This is a genomic window from Defluviimonas sp. D31 (genome assembly GCF_033436765.1).
Taxonomy (GTDB): domain Bacteria; phylum Pseudomonadota; class Alphaproteobacteria; order Rhodobacterales; family Rhodobacteraceae; genus Albidovulum.
This window is the reverse complement of sequence record NZ_JAWQFN010000016.1, coordinates 15,963-30,289: the sequence shown is the minus strand read 5'-3', so window position 1 is coordinate 30,289 and position 14,327 is coordinate 15,963. Positions and strand designations below refer to the sequence as shown.

Sequence of the window (14,327 nt, the reverse complement as noted above, 5' to 3'; positions counted from 1 at the left end):
CGGGAAGCGAAGTTTCGGCGCCGCCGCGGAGAGGCGGCGTTCCGGCTCCTTGACGCCATCGGAGCGGTCGACTAAGTAGCAGGTCTCCGAGCGGGCGTTGTGTAATGGTAAGACCCTTGCCTTCCAAGCAAGAGACGCGGGTTCGATTCCCGCCGCCCGCTCCAGTCCCTTCCTGACAGGTCAGATCGCAGCCTTCGGCACCCTCGGTTGCGCGCGCTGCGCATTGAAAGGCCGGGCGGTTTCCCGCCCGGCCCTGTTCTTGTCGCTCTTTCCGCGCCGTCAGGCGAACTTGCGGATCTCGCCCGAGCGCAGGCGGCCGAGGTAGCTGTCGACCTCGCGCTTGACGATCGGCATCAGGACGTAGAGCCCTATGATGTTCACGACGGCCATCGCGAAGATCGCGGCATCGGAGAAGTCGATGACCGGGCCGAGGCTCGCCGCCGCGCCGACGATCACGAAGAAGCAGAAGAGCAGCTTGAAGACCAGCTCCTGCGTCTTGCCCTCGCCGAAGAGGTAGGTCCAGGCCTTGAGCCCGTAGTAGGACCACGAGATCATCGTCGAGAAGGCGAAGAGCACCACCGCGATCACCAGGAGATACGGGAACCACGAGAAGGCCGAGGCGAAGGCGGCCGAGGTGAGGCCGACGCCGGAATTCCCGTCGATGGTCGCGATGCGGCCGGTGGCCTCGTCCATCACATAGCGCCCGGTTTCGGGGTCGACGATGAGCTGCTGGGTGAAGATGATCACCAGCGCGGTCATGGTGCAGATCACGACGGTGTCGATGAAGGGCTCGAGCAGCGAGACGAAGCCCTCGGTGATCGGTTCCTTGGTGCGCACGGCCGAATGGGCGATCGCGGCCGAACCGACGCCCGCCTCGTTGGAGAAGGCCGCCCGCTTGAAGCCCTGGATCAGCGCGCCGACCGCGCCGCCGGCGATGCCCATGTCGGTGAAGGCGCCGGCGAAGATTTGGCCGAAGGCCCAGCCGATATTGCCGATGTTCATCAGGATGATGATGAGCGCGGTGCCGCAGTAGAGGATCGCCATGAAGGGCACGACCTTCTCGGTCACCTGGGCGATCGACTTGATGCCGCCGACGATGACGACGAAGACGACGATCGCGAAGATCACGCCGGTGATCCAGCCGGGATACTCGCCGACCACGCCAGAGATCTGCTGATGCGCCTGGTTGGCCTGGAACATGTTGCCGCCGCCGAAAGATCCGAGGATGCAGAACACCGCGAAAAGTGCCGCAAGGAACTTGCCGCCCGGCATGCCGCGTTCGGCGAAACCCTTGGTGATGTAGTACATCGGGCCGCCGGAAACGGTGCCGTCCGGGTATTCATTGCGGTATTTCACGCCGAGTGTGCATTCGGTGAACTTCGAGGCCATGCCGAGCAGGCCCGCGAGTATCATCCAGAACGTCGCTCCGGGGCCGCCGATGCCGATAGCGACCGCCACGCCGGCGATGTTGCCGAGTCCGACCGTGCCCGAAAGCGCGGTCGCCAGCGCCTGGAAGTGGCTGACTTCGCCCGCATCATCGGGGTCGGAGTAGTCGCCCTTCACGAGCTCGATCGAGTGCCTGATCACCCGAAACTGGATGAAGCCGAAATAGAGGGTGAAGACCGAGGCCGCGACAACCAGCCATGCCACGATCCAGGGAAACGAGGTTCCCGGGAACGGTGCGAAGATGAAGTTGACGAACCAGCCCGTGGCGCTGGCGAAGGTCGCGTTGATGGTCTCGTCGAGCGTCTGCGCGCCGGCAGCGCCCGCCAGAACCGATAGCCCCGCCGCGGAGGCCGCGATGCGCGTTTCCCTGATGTTTTTCATGTGTTGATCCCTGTTTCTTTGCGTCAAGGCACGATGGTGCAGGGCACCGGCGCGATCTGCGCGAGCGTGCCCGCGACCGAGCCGAAGAGCCGCTCTACAACCGTGGAATGGCCGGTCCGGCCGATGAAGATCTGCAATGCGCCATGCTCTTTTGCGATCTCGCAGAGCGTTTCGGCGACATGGCCATAGCGGATCTCGGTCGAGATCTTGACGCCCGTGCCGGACAGATCGGCCGCGAGCGGGCCGGTCACGGCGCTTTCGGCGCGCTTCAGCTCCTCGGTGCGGCGTTTGTGCCGCTCGGCGATCTCCTCCGGCGTGAGGAAGGAATAGGGGGACCATTCAAGCACATGCGCGACGAGCAGTTCGGCGCCCGCCGCTTTGGCCCGGGCGACGGCATAATCGACGGCCCGTCGGCCGGCGGTACTGCCGTCGTAACCGGCAACATATATGTTTGCCATTTCTCTCTCCCTTGTTATGTCCCGTTTCCTCGGGTGGGTCAGTGTCGCCCGATCCACGCCGAAATCCGTCCCTCATTTTCAGGATGACGCAATTTTCTTCGGAGTATCTGCGGAATATCTTGCCGGACTTCGAAGATTATTGCGGGTTTAACATGTTTGCGCTCGTTCGTTGCGCGCCTGTGGTGGCGAGGCCTGCGACCTTCGCGCCGCTTGCCCCGCGCGCGGGACCGGCCTAAACCCTCGGGCAGGGATCGGAGGCGCCATGGCACGACACAAACCCACAGCGGTCGAGGACCGCGCCGCGTCGAAGCGCGTCGGCGCGCTTGGCGGGCTCTGGCCCTTCGTCGCGCCCTACCGGATGCTGGTCGTTCTCGCCGGGCTCGCGCTCACGCTGACGGCCTCGGTCTCGCTTCTGTTGCCGCAGGCGGTGCGCCGGGTCATCGACGAGTTCGGCAACGGGGCGGCGCTGCTCGACGGCTATTTCGGCGCCGCGATCGGCATTGCGGCGCTGCTCGCGCTCGGCACCGGGGCGCGCTACTACCTCGTCACCCGGCTCGGCGAGCGGGTCGTGGCCGACATCCGCCGCGCGGTCTTCGACCGGGTGATCGGGATGAGCCCCGCCTTCTACGAAAAGACCATGACCGGCGAGGTCGTCAGCCGGATCACCACCGACACGACGCTGATCCTTTCGGTGATCGGGTCTTCGGTCTCGGTCGCGCTGAGGAACGTGCTGATCCTCGTCGGCGGGCTGGTGCTGATGATGCTGACCTCGGCCAAGCTCACTGGGCTCGTCTTCCTGATCGTGCCGGCGGTGATCGTGCCGATCATCACCCAAGGACGGCGGCTGCGCCGGCTGAGCCGCGAGAACCAGGACTGGATCGCGGCCTCGTCCGGCGCGGCCTCCGAGGCGCTGGGCGCGGTGCAGACGGTCCAGGCCTTCACCCACGAGGACCACGCGCGCAAGGATTTCGGACGGGTGACGGAGGAGGCCTTCAGCTCCGCCAAGGCCCGGATCCGTACCCGCGCGGTGATGACGATCATCGTCATCTTCCTCGTCTTCGCGGGGGTCGTCGGTGTGCTCTGGATCGGCGCGCGCGATGTGCGCGAGGGCGCGATGAGTGCGGGCGCGCTGGTGCAATTCGTGATCTACGCGGTGATGGCGGCCGGATCGGTGGCCGCGCTATCCGAGATCTGGGGCGAATTGCAGCGGGCCGCCGGCGCGACCGAGCGCCTGATGGAGCTTCTCGGCGCCACCGACAGCGTGGTCGACCCGGCCGCGCCGCGGGCGCTGCCGCGTCCGGCCCGGGGCGAGATCGCCTTCGAGAGCGTGACCTTCCACTACCCGACCCGGCCCGACCAGTCGGCACTCGAGGCGGTCGATCTGCATGTGAAACCCGGAGAGACGGTGGCGCTTGTGGGGCCCTCGGGCGCGGGCAAGACGACCGTGATCCAGCTTCTCCTGCGCTTCTACGACCCCGACCGTGGCCGCATCACGCTCGACGGGGTGCCGATCGACACGATGGCGCGGGCCGACTTTCGCCGCGCGATCGCGCTCGTGCCGCAGGATCCGGTGATCTTCGCCGCCTCGGCGCGCGAGAACATCCGCTACGGCCGGCCCGAGGCGAGCGACGCCGAGGTCGAGGCCGCCGCCCGCGCCGCCGCCGCGCATGACTTCATCGCCGCACTTCCCGACGGCTACGGCACCTGGCTCGGCGAGCGCGGCGTGATGCTCTCGGGCGGGCAGAAGCAGCGCATCGCCATCGCCCGCGCGATCCTGCGCGACGCGGCGGTGCTGCTCCTCGACGAAGCGACCTCGGCGCTTGACGCGGAAAGCGAGCGCGCGGTGCAGAAGGCGGTCGAGGTCGTGTCGAGGGACCGCACGACGATCATCGTCGCGCACCGGCTAGCGACCGTGAAGAAGGCCGACCGGATCGTGGTCTTCGACCATGGCCGGATCGTCGCGACCGGCACCCATGACCGGCTCGTTGCCGAGGGCGGGCTTTACGCGCGCCTCGCGCGGCTGCAGTTCACTGAAGGGATGGCGGCGGAGTAGCGGCACCGCCGCGACGTCAACCCACTGGACGGTTGTCATGGCCGGGGCCGACCCGAATAGTAAGAGGGCCGCGCCATGCGGCTTTTTTACAGCAATCCGGTTCAGGAGGTGATTATGGGGGTCTGGAGTTTCGTCAAGGATGCAGGCAAGAGCCTGTTCGGCATGTCCGCAGAGGCCAAGGAGGCGCCCGCCGACGAGGCGCTCAAGAAGGAAGTCCGCGATCTCGGGCTTGATGCCAGCGGTCTCGACATTACCGTCGAGGGCGACAAGGTAAAGGTCAAGGGCAACGCCGTCAGCCAGGAGATGAAGGAGAAGGTGATCCTGGCGGTCGGCAATGTCGAAGGCGTGGCCGAGGTCGAGGACGATGTACCGGGCGAAGAGCCGGTCTTCCATACGGTGGCGAAGGGCGACACGCTGTCGGCCATCGCCAAGAAGACGCTCGGCAACGCCAACCGCTACATGGAGATCTTCGAGGCCAACAAGCCGATGCTGACCGATCCCGACAAGATCTATCCCGGCCAGGTTCTGCGCATCCCGAAGGGCTGAGCGCGCTTGACCGCCCGGCCCGGGCCGGGCGGTCTTACGCAGCGTCGCAATCTGCCCACCGCTCTTGCCCCACGCGCACTTTGCCCGCATCTTCGGATCAAAGACGGACCCGCCAAGCGGGCGATAGGGGAGAAATCAGATGGGCAAGTTTTCGGGCGTCGCCGACCGCGATGCGGTCGAACGGGAAATGCCGTATGAGAAGCGCGACCTTCCGGTCACGCTCTACCAGTTCCTGACGGGAACCCGCGACGCCCATGGCACGCGCAAGGCGATCAGCTTCCAGATCTTTTCCGAACCGCAATCGAAGGCCGAGACCTGGAGCTGGGCCACGCTCCACGGCCGCGTCACCCAGGCCGCGAACCTCTTTCGCAGCCTCGGTGTGGGGGAGAAGGATGTCGTCGCCTATCTCCTGCCGAACTGCCTGGAGACCGGGGCGACGCTTCTTGGCGGTGCGGTCGCAGGCATCGTCAATCCGATCAACCCGCTGCTGGAACCCGAGCAGATCGCCGCGATCCTGCGCGAGACCAAGGCCAGGGTGCTGGTGACGCTTAAGGCCTTCCCCAAGACCGACGTGCCGCAGAAGGCCGCCGCCGCGCTGAAGCTCGCGCCCGGTGTCCAGACCGTGCTCGAGGTAGATCTCAACCGCTACCTCACGCCGCCGAAGTCCTGGATCGTGCCCCTCGTCCGGCCGAAGAATCCGGTGGAGCACAAGGCCACCGTCAAGGACTTCAACGCCGAATGCGCGAAGATGCCCGCCGACCGGCTGACCTTCGAGGATGCGACGGCCGACCGCGTCGCGGCCTATTTCCATACCGGTGGCACGACCGGCATGCCCAAGGTCGCGCAGCACCGCTATTCCGGCATGATCTACAACGGCTGGCTTGGCGGCACGCTGCTTTTCGATGAGTCCGACGTGCTGATCTGTCCCTTGCCGCTCTTTCATGTCTTCGCGGCCTATCCGGTCTTCATGTCGGTGATCGCGGCGGGCGCCCATATGGTGCTGCCGACGCCCGCCGGCTATCGCGGCGATGGCGTCTTCGACAACTTCTGGAAGCTCATCGAGCGCTGGCAGGTCACGTTCCTGATCTCCGTCCCGACCGCCATCTCCGCGCTGATGCAGCGGCCCGTGAACGCGGATGTCTCGTCCCTGAAGATCGCGCTCTCGGGCTCGGCGCCCCTGCCGCTGGAGTTGTTCAACCGGTTCGAGAAGGCGACCGGCGTGCAGATCGCGGAAGGCTACGGCCTGACCGAGGCGACCTGTCTGGTCTCCTGCAACCCCGTCGACGGCGCCAAGAAGGTGGGGTCCGTCGGACTGCCCTTGCCCTACACCCATGTGCGGATCCTGCACACGGACGCCGAGGGCGGCGTCATCAGGGAATGCGGCACCGACGAGGTCGGCGAGATCTGCATCACCAATCCCGGCGTTTTCGAGGGCTCGACCTATACCGAGGTCGACAAGAACCGCGCGCTTTTTGCCGAGGGGCGTTATCTCAGGACCGGCGACCTCGGCCGGATCGACGCGGACGGCTACCTCTGGATCACCGGGCGCGCGAAGGATCTGATCATCCGCGGCGGCCACAACATCGACCCCGCCGAGATCGAGGAGGCGCTGATGGGCCATCCGGCGGTCGCCTTTGCCGGCGCCATAGGCCAGCCCGACGCCTTCGCGGGCGAGTTGCCCTGCGCCTATGTCGAACTGGTCTCGGGTGCCACGGTCACGACGGAGGAGCTTCTGGAGCACGCGCGCGCGCGCATCCGCGAGCGCGCGGCGGTTCCGAAGCATATCGAGATCATGGCGGAGCTGCCAAAGACCGCGGTGGGCAAGATCTTCAAGCCCGATCTCAGGAAGCGCGCGATCGGGCGGGTCTATGACGCGGCGCTGGCCGAGGCGGGGTTCGCGGTGCGCGTGAAGGAGGTCGTCGAGGACAAGAAGCGCGGCCTCGTGGCACGGCTTGAAAAGACCGGAGAGGTCGATGCCGAGGCATTGCGCCAGAAGCTCGGCGAATTCACCCGGCCCTGGGACTGGGTGTAGCGGCGGCGGGGCGGGCCGCCGCGCGAGTGCTTGCGATCGGGCGGCCCCTGCCGCAACTCGCCCGTGCCGGGATTCGTCCTTCGCCCATTGGGCGGAATCCTGCTTGGTCACACAAATGCCATTTTCATAAGCAAATAGATAACGCGGGGGAAGGGGTTGCCTGAAGGAATCGGGCGACGAATTGAGAGCGGTTATTATGAGCTGCCACGCCAAGTTGTCCGCGTTCGCGGCCCGCTTCGCCAAGCGCGATGATGGGGCCGCAACGGTCGAAGCCGTGATCTGGCTTCCGTTTTTCTTCATCCTGTTCGGTTTGCTCGCCGATGTCTCGATGGTCTTTCACGGCCAGTCGAAGCTCTTGGCGATCGTTCAGGCCGCCAATCGAAACATGTCGATCGGCAGGCTGAAGGACGTGACTGCAACACAGAACTTCGTGCTTGCGGAAACCGCGAAATTCACCCCGAACGCCAGGGTGTTGACCACCGATGTCGCCGGCCTGATCACGACCACGGTCAGCGTTCCGATGGCGGATCTCGACCTCTTCGGCGTCGCCAGCGTCTTCCAGAGTGGATGGATGAACGTAACCGCCGAGCATCTAAAGGAGATCTGAGTCATGATCCGTCGCCGGTTCGATATCTCCCGCTTCACTTCCTCTGAAGAGGGTGGAATCACCGCCCTCAGCCTGTACATGTTCCTCGCAACGCTCGTCGTCGGCGGGCTGGCGGTGGACTACGCCAGTGGCGTGGCCGCCAAGACCGAACTTCAGGTCGCCGCGGACGCTGCGGCCCACGCCGCGCTATACACGCGCGAGCTTAACACCGCGGATACCGCAAAGGCGAAGGCGATCCAGATCGCCGCCGCCACGCTGCCGCCCGGCAAGTACGGTACCGTCCTCACGCCCGAGGATATCGTCTTCGGCAGTTGGGACGGCACAAAGTTCATCCCGGATGCCGGATCTGATCGCGCGGTCGCGGTCACCACGCGGCGCCTCAAGTCGGGCGGCAACGGTGTCGCAACCTATATGCTCGGCCTGGTGGGTATCAACGCATGGGACGTCGTCTCCACCTCGGTGTTCGAGACCTACATGTCGGACTGCGAAGATGAGGGGATCATCTCGCGGCTGCGGTTGGAGATGCAGTCGAACGGCTGGTTCACCAACGGGATCTGCCTGCATTCGCAGGACTATGTGAAGGTCAGTTCCAACAACATCTACGATCCGGGTGTCATCGTCTCGATGCCGGACAAGCGCAGACTCGAACTGCCGAGTTCGGGATTCGACTCGAATGTGGGTCTGAAGGAGGCTTTGCGCGACAGCTCCTACCAGATCCGGATCCTCAACCGCATCGACACGATCATCAAGAGCGTGAACGCGCCGAACGATCCGGTGGTCGGGATCATGACGTCCCGGACTCCGCAAACCGAATACTACCGGAGCTACATCACGAGTCCTACCCAGATCACGATCAAGGCCAACGGTCCGACCGCGCTCGACCCGACCAAGTTCAAGACCGGGCGCATCCATTACATGGACTGCAAGAACGACAACACGCACAAACAAATCGGATTGGGTTTCAACCTCGTGAAGATGGTGATCATCACCGATTGCCGGCTTCAATTAGCCTCCGGCGCGGTCTTGCAGGACGCGGTGATCATCACCACCAATACCGACGCGAAGTCGATCTATGCCTCCTCGGACATCGACATCGGCAAGAACGACCATTGCGTGTCGGGCGGCGACGTACAGATCGTGACCAAGGGCGGGGTCGAGTTTGCGGCAAAAGCCAGCATCTTCGGCAGCCAGATCCTCGCAGCGGGCGACGTGTCGTTGACCGCCAAGGCGGACGGGTTCGAAGGCGTGTCGATCGTCGCGGGCGGGAAGGCCGATGTGACGTCGAACGGCAGGTTCGGGTTCTGCGACGGCCAGGGCATGGCGAACAGCTACGCGGCCCGCTATTTCCGGCTCGTCTACTGACTGGGTGCGATCTAGGCGACTGCCGCTCTCAACGACTTGCTGGCCGGTACCGCAAGGTGCCGGCCGGAATGTTTTTCCACCGAAGGTGGAGTTGCGACATGACCTTGTCGTGAAACGGCGCGGAAATCCTCCGAAGGCATTGAATTCTCCGCCGCATGCCGGTTCAGTGGAACCGGACAGGGAGGGATGTCATGCGCTATTCCGGGCTCAGGGTCTTCACCGAGGGGCTGTTCGGCAACAAGGGCTGGAAACCGGCCTGGCGTGACCCCGAACCGAAGCGCGAATACGACACGATCATCATCGGCGGCGGCGGGCACGGGCTCTCGACCGCCTACTATCTCGCCAAGAACCACGGGCTGACCAATATCGCGGTGCTGGAGAAGGGCTATCTCGGCGGCGGCAACGTAGGCCGCAACACCACGATCGTGCGCGCGAACTACTTCCTGCCCGGAAACCAGGAGTTCTACTCGCACTCGCTGAAGCTCTGGGAGGGGCTTGAGGCCGAGCTCAACTACAACGTCATGCATTCGCAAAGGGGGCTCATCAACCTCTTCCACTCCGACGGCCAGCGCGACGCCTTCGCGCGGCGCGGCAATGCGATGATCAACCAGGGCGACGATGCCGAGCTTCTCGACCGCGAGGGGGTGCGGAGGCATCTGCCCTATCTCGACTTCGAGCAGACCCGGTTCCCGATCTATGGCGGGCTTCTGCATCGCCGCGGCGGCACCGCGCGGCATGACGCGGTGGCCTGGGGCTATGCGCGGGGGGCGGACCAGCGCGGGGTGGACCTGATCCAGAACTGCGAGGTCACCGGCATCGACATCAAGGACGGGCGCGTCACCGGGGTCCAGACCACGCGGGGGGCGATCAAGGCGAAGAAGGTCGGCATCATCGTCGCCGGCCGCTCGGGCCAGGTCGCGGCGATGGCGGGGATGCGGCTGCCGATCGAGAGCCACATCCTGCAGGCCTTCGTCACCGAGGGGCTAAAGCCGGTGATCGACCATGTCGTCTCGTTCGGGATGGGGCATTTCTATATCAGCCAGTCCGACAAGGGCGGGCTCGTCTTCGGCGGCGACCTCGATTTCTACGCCTCCTATGCCGCGCGCGGCAACCTGCCGATGGTCGAGCACGTGATGGAGGCCGGCATGACGCTGATGCCGATGATCGGCAAGGCGAAGGTGCTGCGGTCGTGGGGCGGGATCATGGACATGACCCCGGACGGCTCGCCGATCATCGACAAGACCGATGTCGGCGGGCTCTACATCGACTGCGGCTGGAACTACGGCGGCTTCAAGGCGGTGCCGGCAAGCGGATGGTGCATGGCGCATTTGATGGCCACCGGGGAAAGCCACGAGGTCGCCCGCCGCTACCGGCTCGACCGTTTCGCGACCGGCCGCCTCCTCGACGAGGAAGGCACCGGCAGCCAGCACAACCTGCATTGAGGGGACGATGATGCCGAGCGAGAGATCCCCCCACGCCATCCCTCCCCACGAGGGGGAGGGAGCAGCAAGCGGAACCGTCGGCACGAGAGTGCTTCCCTCCCCCTCGTGGGGAGGGAGAGGGTGGGGCGCGCCGGACGTCGTCGCCATCGACAGTGGAGATCAATCATGCGCATAACCTGCCCCCTATGCGGAGAGCGCGATCGGCGCGAGTTCTACTACTACGGCGATGCCGTCTATGCCGACCGTCCGGCCGCGGACGCCGCCCCGGAAGCCTGGGACGACTACCTGCATCTGCGCGACAATCCGGCCGGGGAGACGCGCGACCTCTGGTATCACGAGATGGGCTGCACGGCCTGGATCGAGGTCACGCGCAACACCGTGACCCACGAGATCCTCGCGACCCGGCTGGTTGCCGGGCGAGAGGGCAAGAAGGCGGCCGCGAAGGGCAGGGGGAAGAAGGCATGAGGATCGAGGGCAAGGGCCTCGTCGACAGGTCGGCTCCGGTCGGCTTCCGCTTCGACGGCAAGGACTACACCGGCTTTCAGGGCGACACGCTGGCCTCGGCGCTTCTGGCCTCGGGCGTCCGGGTTTTCGGCCGGTCGTTCAAGTACCACCGCCCGCGCGGGGTGATGACCGCGGGCTCGGAGGAGCCGAACGCGCTCGTCACCGTCGGGCGCGGCGCAGGCCAGGTGCCGAACGTGCGCGCCACCCTGCAGGAGATCCATGCCGGGCTCGAGGCGCGCGGCCAGAACTGCTGGCCCTCGCTCGGCTTCGACGTGATGGAGGTCAACGACCTCTTCTCGAACTACCTGAGCGCCGGGTTCTACTACAAGACCTTCATGTGGCCGCGGAAGTTCTGGGAATCGGTCTATGAGCCGGCGATCCGCCGCGCGGCCGGGCTCGGCGCGCTGTCGCGCCAGTCGAACGACGAGCATTACGAGAAGGCCCATGCCTTCTGCGACCTTCTCGTGATCGGCTCCGGCCCCGCCGGGCTGATGGCGGCGCGGGAGGCGGCGCGGGGCGGCGCCGAGGTCATCCTCGCCGAGGAAGACAGCCGGATGGGCGGGCGGCTTCTGGCCGAGACGCACGAGGTCGACGGGCAGTCCGGTGCGGACTGGGCGGCCGCGACGGTGGCCGAGCTGGCGGCGATGCCGAACGTGCGGCTGATGACCCGCACGAGCGTCATCGGCGCCTATGACCACGGCACCTACGGCGCGCTGGAGCGGGTGGGCCTGCACCTCGCCAAGCCCCCGGCGGCGCTGCCGCGCGAGTGTTTCTGGCGCATCGTCGCGAAGCGCGCGGTGCTCGCCACGGGCGCACATGAACGTCAGATCGCGTTTTCCAACAACGACCGTCCGGGGGTGATCACAGCGGGCGCGGTGCGCAGCTATCTCAACCGATGGGGCGTGGCGGCGGGGCAGAACGTCACGATCCTCGCCAACAACGATGACGCCTACCGCACCGCGCGTGACCTGATCGCGGCGGGGCTGCATGTCGCCGCGGTGATCGATTCGCGCGACGAGGCGCCGGCGGCGGACGACCTGCCGGTCCGTACCGGCGTGCGGGTGATCGACACTGGAGGCCGCATGTCGTTGCGCGAGGTCGTGGTGGCCGACCGCGATGGCAAGGTCTCGCGCATCGTCACTGACTGCCTCGCGGTCTCTGGCGGCTGGAACCCGGCGCTGCATCTGACCTGCCACATGAACGGCCGCCCGGCCTGGCGCGAGGACATCGCGGCCTTCGTGCCGAAGCCGGGGATGATCCCGGGCCTGACGGCGGCGGGGGCGGCGAACGGCACGTTCTCGACGCGGGCCTGTCTCGTGGAGGGCGCGGCGGCGGCGGCCGAGGCGCTCGAGGCGCTGGGATGCGGCGCGGCGCCGGCCGACCTGCCCGAGGCCGAGGACGGCGCGGTGCGGATCCGCGCCTATTGGGAGGTGCCGGGCGGCAAGCACCGGGCCTGGCTCGACTTCGCCAACGATGTCACGACCAAGGATGTGCGGCTCGCGGCGCAGGAGAACTTCGCCTCGGTCGAGCACATGAAACGCTACACGACGCAAGGAATGGCGCCCGATCAGGGCAAGAACTCCAATGTCGCGGCGCTGGCGGTGCTTGCGGACGCGACCGGCCGGGGCATCCCCGAGACCGGAACCACGACGTTCCGGCCGCCCTATGTGCCGGTCTCGATCGCCGCGATGGGCGCGGGCGGGCAGGGCAAGGGCTTCGCGCCGCAACGCTTCACCACCTCGCACAAGGCGGCGATCGAACGCGGTGCGCCGATGATCGAGGCCGGGCTCTGGTACCGGCCGTCGTATTTCCCGCGGCCCGGTGAGCCGACCTGGCGCGAGTCGTGCGACCGCGAGGTGCTGATGGTGCGCGACCGGGTCGGGGTCTGCGATGTCTCGACGCTCGGCAAGATCGACATCCAGGGGCCGGATGCGGCCCGGTTCCTCGACTTCGTCTACACCAACACCTTCTCGACCCTGAAACCGGGCCGGGTGCGCTACGGGCTGATGCTGCGCGAGGACGGGATGGTGCTCGACGACGGCACGACGGCCTGCTGGGGCGAGAACCATTACCTGATGACGACGACGACCGCGGCGGCGGGGCTCGTGATGAAGCATCTGGAATTCGTCCACCAGGCGCATTGTCCGGGCTGGGACCTGCGCATGATCTCGGTCACCGAGGCCTGGGCGCAGTTCGCCGTCGCCGGACCGCTCGCGCGCGAACTTCTCAACTCGGTCCTCGAAAGCCCGATCGACGGCGAGGCGTTCCCGTTCCTCTCCTGTGGAACGGTGCGGATCATGGGGATCGAGGCGCGGCTCTTCCGGATCTCGTTCTCGGGCGAACTCGGCTACGAGATTGCGGTGCCGGCGCGCTACGGCGGAGCGCTTTACCGTGACCTCGTTGCGCGGGCCGAGAACCTTGGCGGCGGCGCCTACGGGATGGAGGCCCTGAACGTGCTAAGGATCGAGAAGGGCTTCATCACCCATGCCGAGATCCACGGCCGCACCACGGCCTTCGATATCGGCCTTCAGGGCATGGTCTCGGCCAGGAAGGACTGCATCGGCAAGGCGGCGAGCGAGCGCGTGGGGTTGGTCGGGCCGGAGCGCGAGCAGCTCGTCGGTCTGAGACCGATCCCGATGTCACGCCAGATCGGCGCCGGGGCGCATCTCTTCGACGACGGCGCGGAGCCGATCTCGGCCAATGACCGGGGCTATGTCACCTCGGTCTGCTATTCGCCGACGATGAAGACCCATCTCGCACTCGCCTTCCTGAAGGACGGCCGCGCCCGGCATGGGCAGCGGGTCCGGCTGGTGGACCAACTGCGCGGGACAGATGTCGTCTGCGAAGTCATGAACCCCATCTTCTTCGACCCGGAAGGAGGCCGTGCCCGTGCCTAGCCTGATCGAGATATTCCCCTGCGACGGCCTGCTGCCGGTTTCGGAGGGCGGCGTTACGCTGAGCGAACTTGCGCAGGAACGGATCACCTCCGTCGCGCCCTTCGCCGGCAAGGAGGTCGCCGTTGGCAAGGCGCTGAAGGCGCTTGGCCTCGGCTGGCCCGGACCCGGCAAGGCCGTCGCGGGCGAGGGGCGGCTCTGCCTATGGACCGGGCGCGACCAGGCCTTCCTGATCGGCGCCGAGCCCGAGGGGCTTGCCGGCATCGCCGCGCTCACTGACCAGAGCGACGCCTGGGCGCGGATGCGGCTCGAGGGCGAGGGGGCGGCGGCGGTGCTGACGCGGCTGGTGCCGCTCGACCTCGGGGCGGCGGCGTTCCCGGTCGGGCACGCGGCGCGTTCCGGGCTTGGACACATGGCGATGATCCTTCACCGGAGCGGCGCGCAGAGCTTCGAGATCATGGTCTTCCGCTCGATGGCGGCGAGCGCGGTGCATGAGCTGCATCAGGCGATGACGGCGCTCGCGGCCCGCGCCGCGCTCTGAGACGGGCTGTGTCCCACCGCGCACGACCGGGGGATGGCATGCGTTCGGATGCTTGAGGCGC

General features: G+C 66.5%; 11 protein-coding genes and 1 tRNA gene. 10 read left to right on the top strand and 2 right to left on the bottom strand.

The window, feature by feature from the left end; genetic code table 11:
• Positions 1 to 90: 90 nt before the first annotated feature.
• A tRNA-Gly gene (locus R5H32_RS18755) sits at positions 91 to 164 on the top strand.
• Positions 165 to 279: 115 nt separating this feature from the next.
• Here the strand turns inward: R5H32_RS18755 and R5H32_RS18750 are convergent.
• Both R5H32_RS18750 and R5H32_RS18745 read right to left on the bottom strand, forming a co-directional pair.
• Entirely contained in the window at positions 280 to 1,827 is a 1,548-nt protein-coding gene (locus R5H32_RS18750; RefSeq protein ID WP_318340215.1) for an alanine/glycine:cation symporter family protein, read from the bottom strand.
• A gap of 23 nt (positions 1,828 to 1,850) precedes the next feature.
• Complete coding sequence (locus R5H32_RS18745; RefSeq protein ID WP_318340214.1) at positions 1,851 to 2,285, bottom strand: universal stress protein; 435 nt, start codon at positions 2,283 to 2,285, stop codon at positions 1,851 to 1,853.
• 262 nt (positions 2,286 to 2,547) lie between these two features.
• Here R5H32_RS18745 and R5H32_RS18740 point away from each other — a divergent pair, with 262 nt between their 5' ends.
• From R5H32_RS18740 to R5H32_RS18700, 9 genes are all read left to right on the top strand, one after another.
• Positions 2,548 to 4,338 carry an ABC transporter transmembrane domain-containing protein gene (locus R5H32_RS18740; protein WP_318340213.1) on the top strand — a complete coding sequence of 597 codons (1,791 nt, stop codon included), beginning with the start codon at positions 2,548 to 2,550 and terminating at the stop codon, positions 4,336 to 4,338.
• A 114-nt stretch (positions 4,339 to 4,452) separates the two neighbouring features.
• The gene (lysM, locus tag R5H32_RS18735; protein ID WP_318340226.1) at positions 4,453 to 4,884 is read left to right on the top strand and encodes a peptidoglycan-binding protein LysM; all 432 of its coding nucleotides are present in this window, start codon (positions 4,453 to 4,455) and stop codon (positions 4,882 to 4,884) included.
• 139 nt (positions 4,885 to 5,023) lie between these two features.
• Complete coding sequence (locus R5H32_RS18730) at positions 5,024 to 6,916, top strand: acyl-CoA synthetase (RefSeq protein ID WP_318340212.1); 1,893 nt, start codon at positions 5,024 to 5,026, stop codon at positions 6,914 to 6,916.
• A gap of 196 nt (positions 6,917 to 7,112) precedes the next feature.
• On the top strand, positions 7,113 to 7,523 hold the full coding sequence (locus R5H32_RS18725; protein ID WP_318340211.1) for a TadE/TadG family type IV pilus assembly protein: 411 nt from the start codon (positions 7,113 to 7,115) through the stop codon (positions 7,521 to 7,523).
• Between the two features lie 3 nt (positions 7,524 to 7,526).
• Positions 7,527 to 8,885 (top strand): pilus assembly protein TadG-related protein, encoded by a 1,359-nt coding sequence (locus R5H32_RS18720; protein WP_318340210.1) that lies wholly within the window; start codon positions 7,527 to 7,529, stop codon positions 8,883 to 8,885.
• Between the two features lie 191 nt (positions 8,886 to 9,076).
• Positions 9,077 to 10,327, top strand: coding sequence for a sarcosine oxidase subunit beta family protein (locus R5H32_RS18715; protein ID WP_263340176.1), 1,251 nt, complete (start codon positions 9,077 to 9,079; stop codon positions 10,325 to 10,327).
• A gap of 165 nt (positions 10,328 to 10,492) precedes the next feature.
• Positions 10,493 to 10,792, top strand: a complete 300-nt coding sequence (locus R5H32_RS18710; RefSeq protein WP_318340209.1) for a sarcosine oxidase subunit delta — start codon at positions 10,493 to 10,495, stop codon at positions 10,790 to 10,792.
• Positions 10,789 to 13,728: a sarcosine oxidase subunit alpha family protein gene (locus R5H32_RS18705; protein ID WP_318340208.1), complete on the top strand. Its 2,940-nt coding sequence runs from the start codon at positions 10,789 to 10,791 to the stop codon at positions 13,726 to 13,728. Before R5H32_RS18710 ends, R5H32_RS18705 begins: the two co-directional genes overlap by 4 nt.
• Positions 13,721 to 14,266, top strand: a complete 546-nt coding sequence (locus R5H32_RS18700; protein ID WP_318340207.1) for a sarcosine oxidase subunit gamma — start codon at positions 13,721 to 13,723, stop codon at positions 14,264 to 14,266. The genes R5H32_RS18705 and R5H32_RS18700 overlap by 8 nt, the downstream gene beginning before the upstream one ends.
• Positions 14,267 to 14,327: the final 61 nt, after the last annotated feature.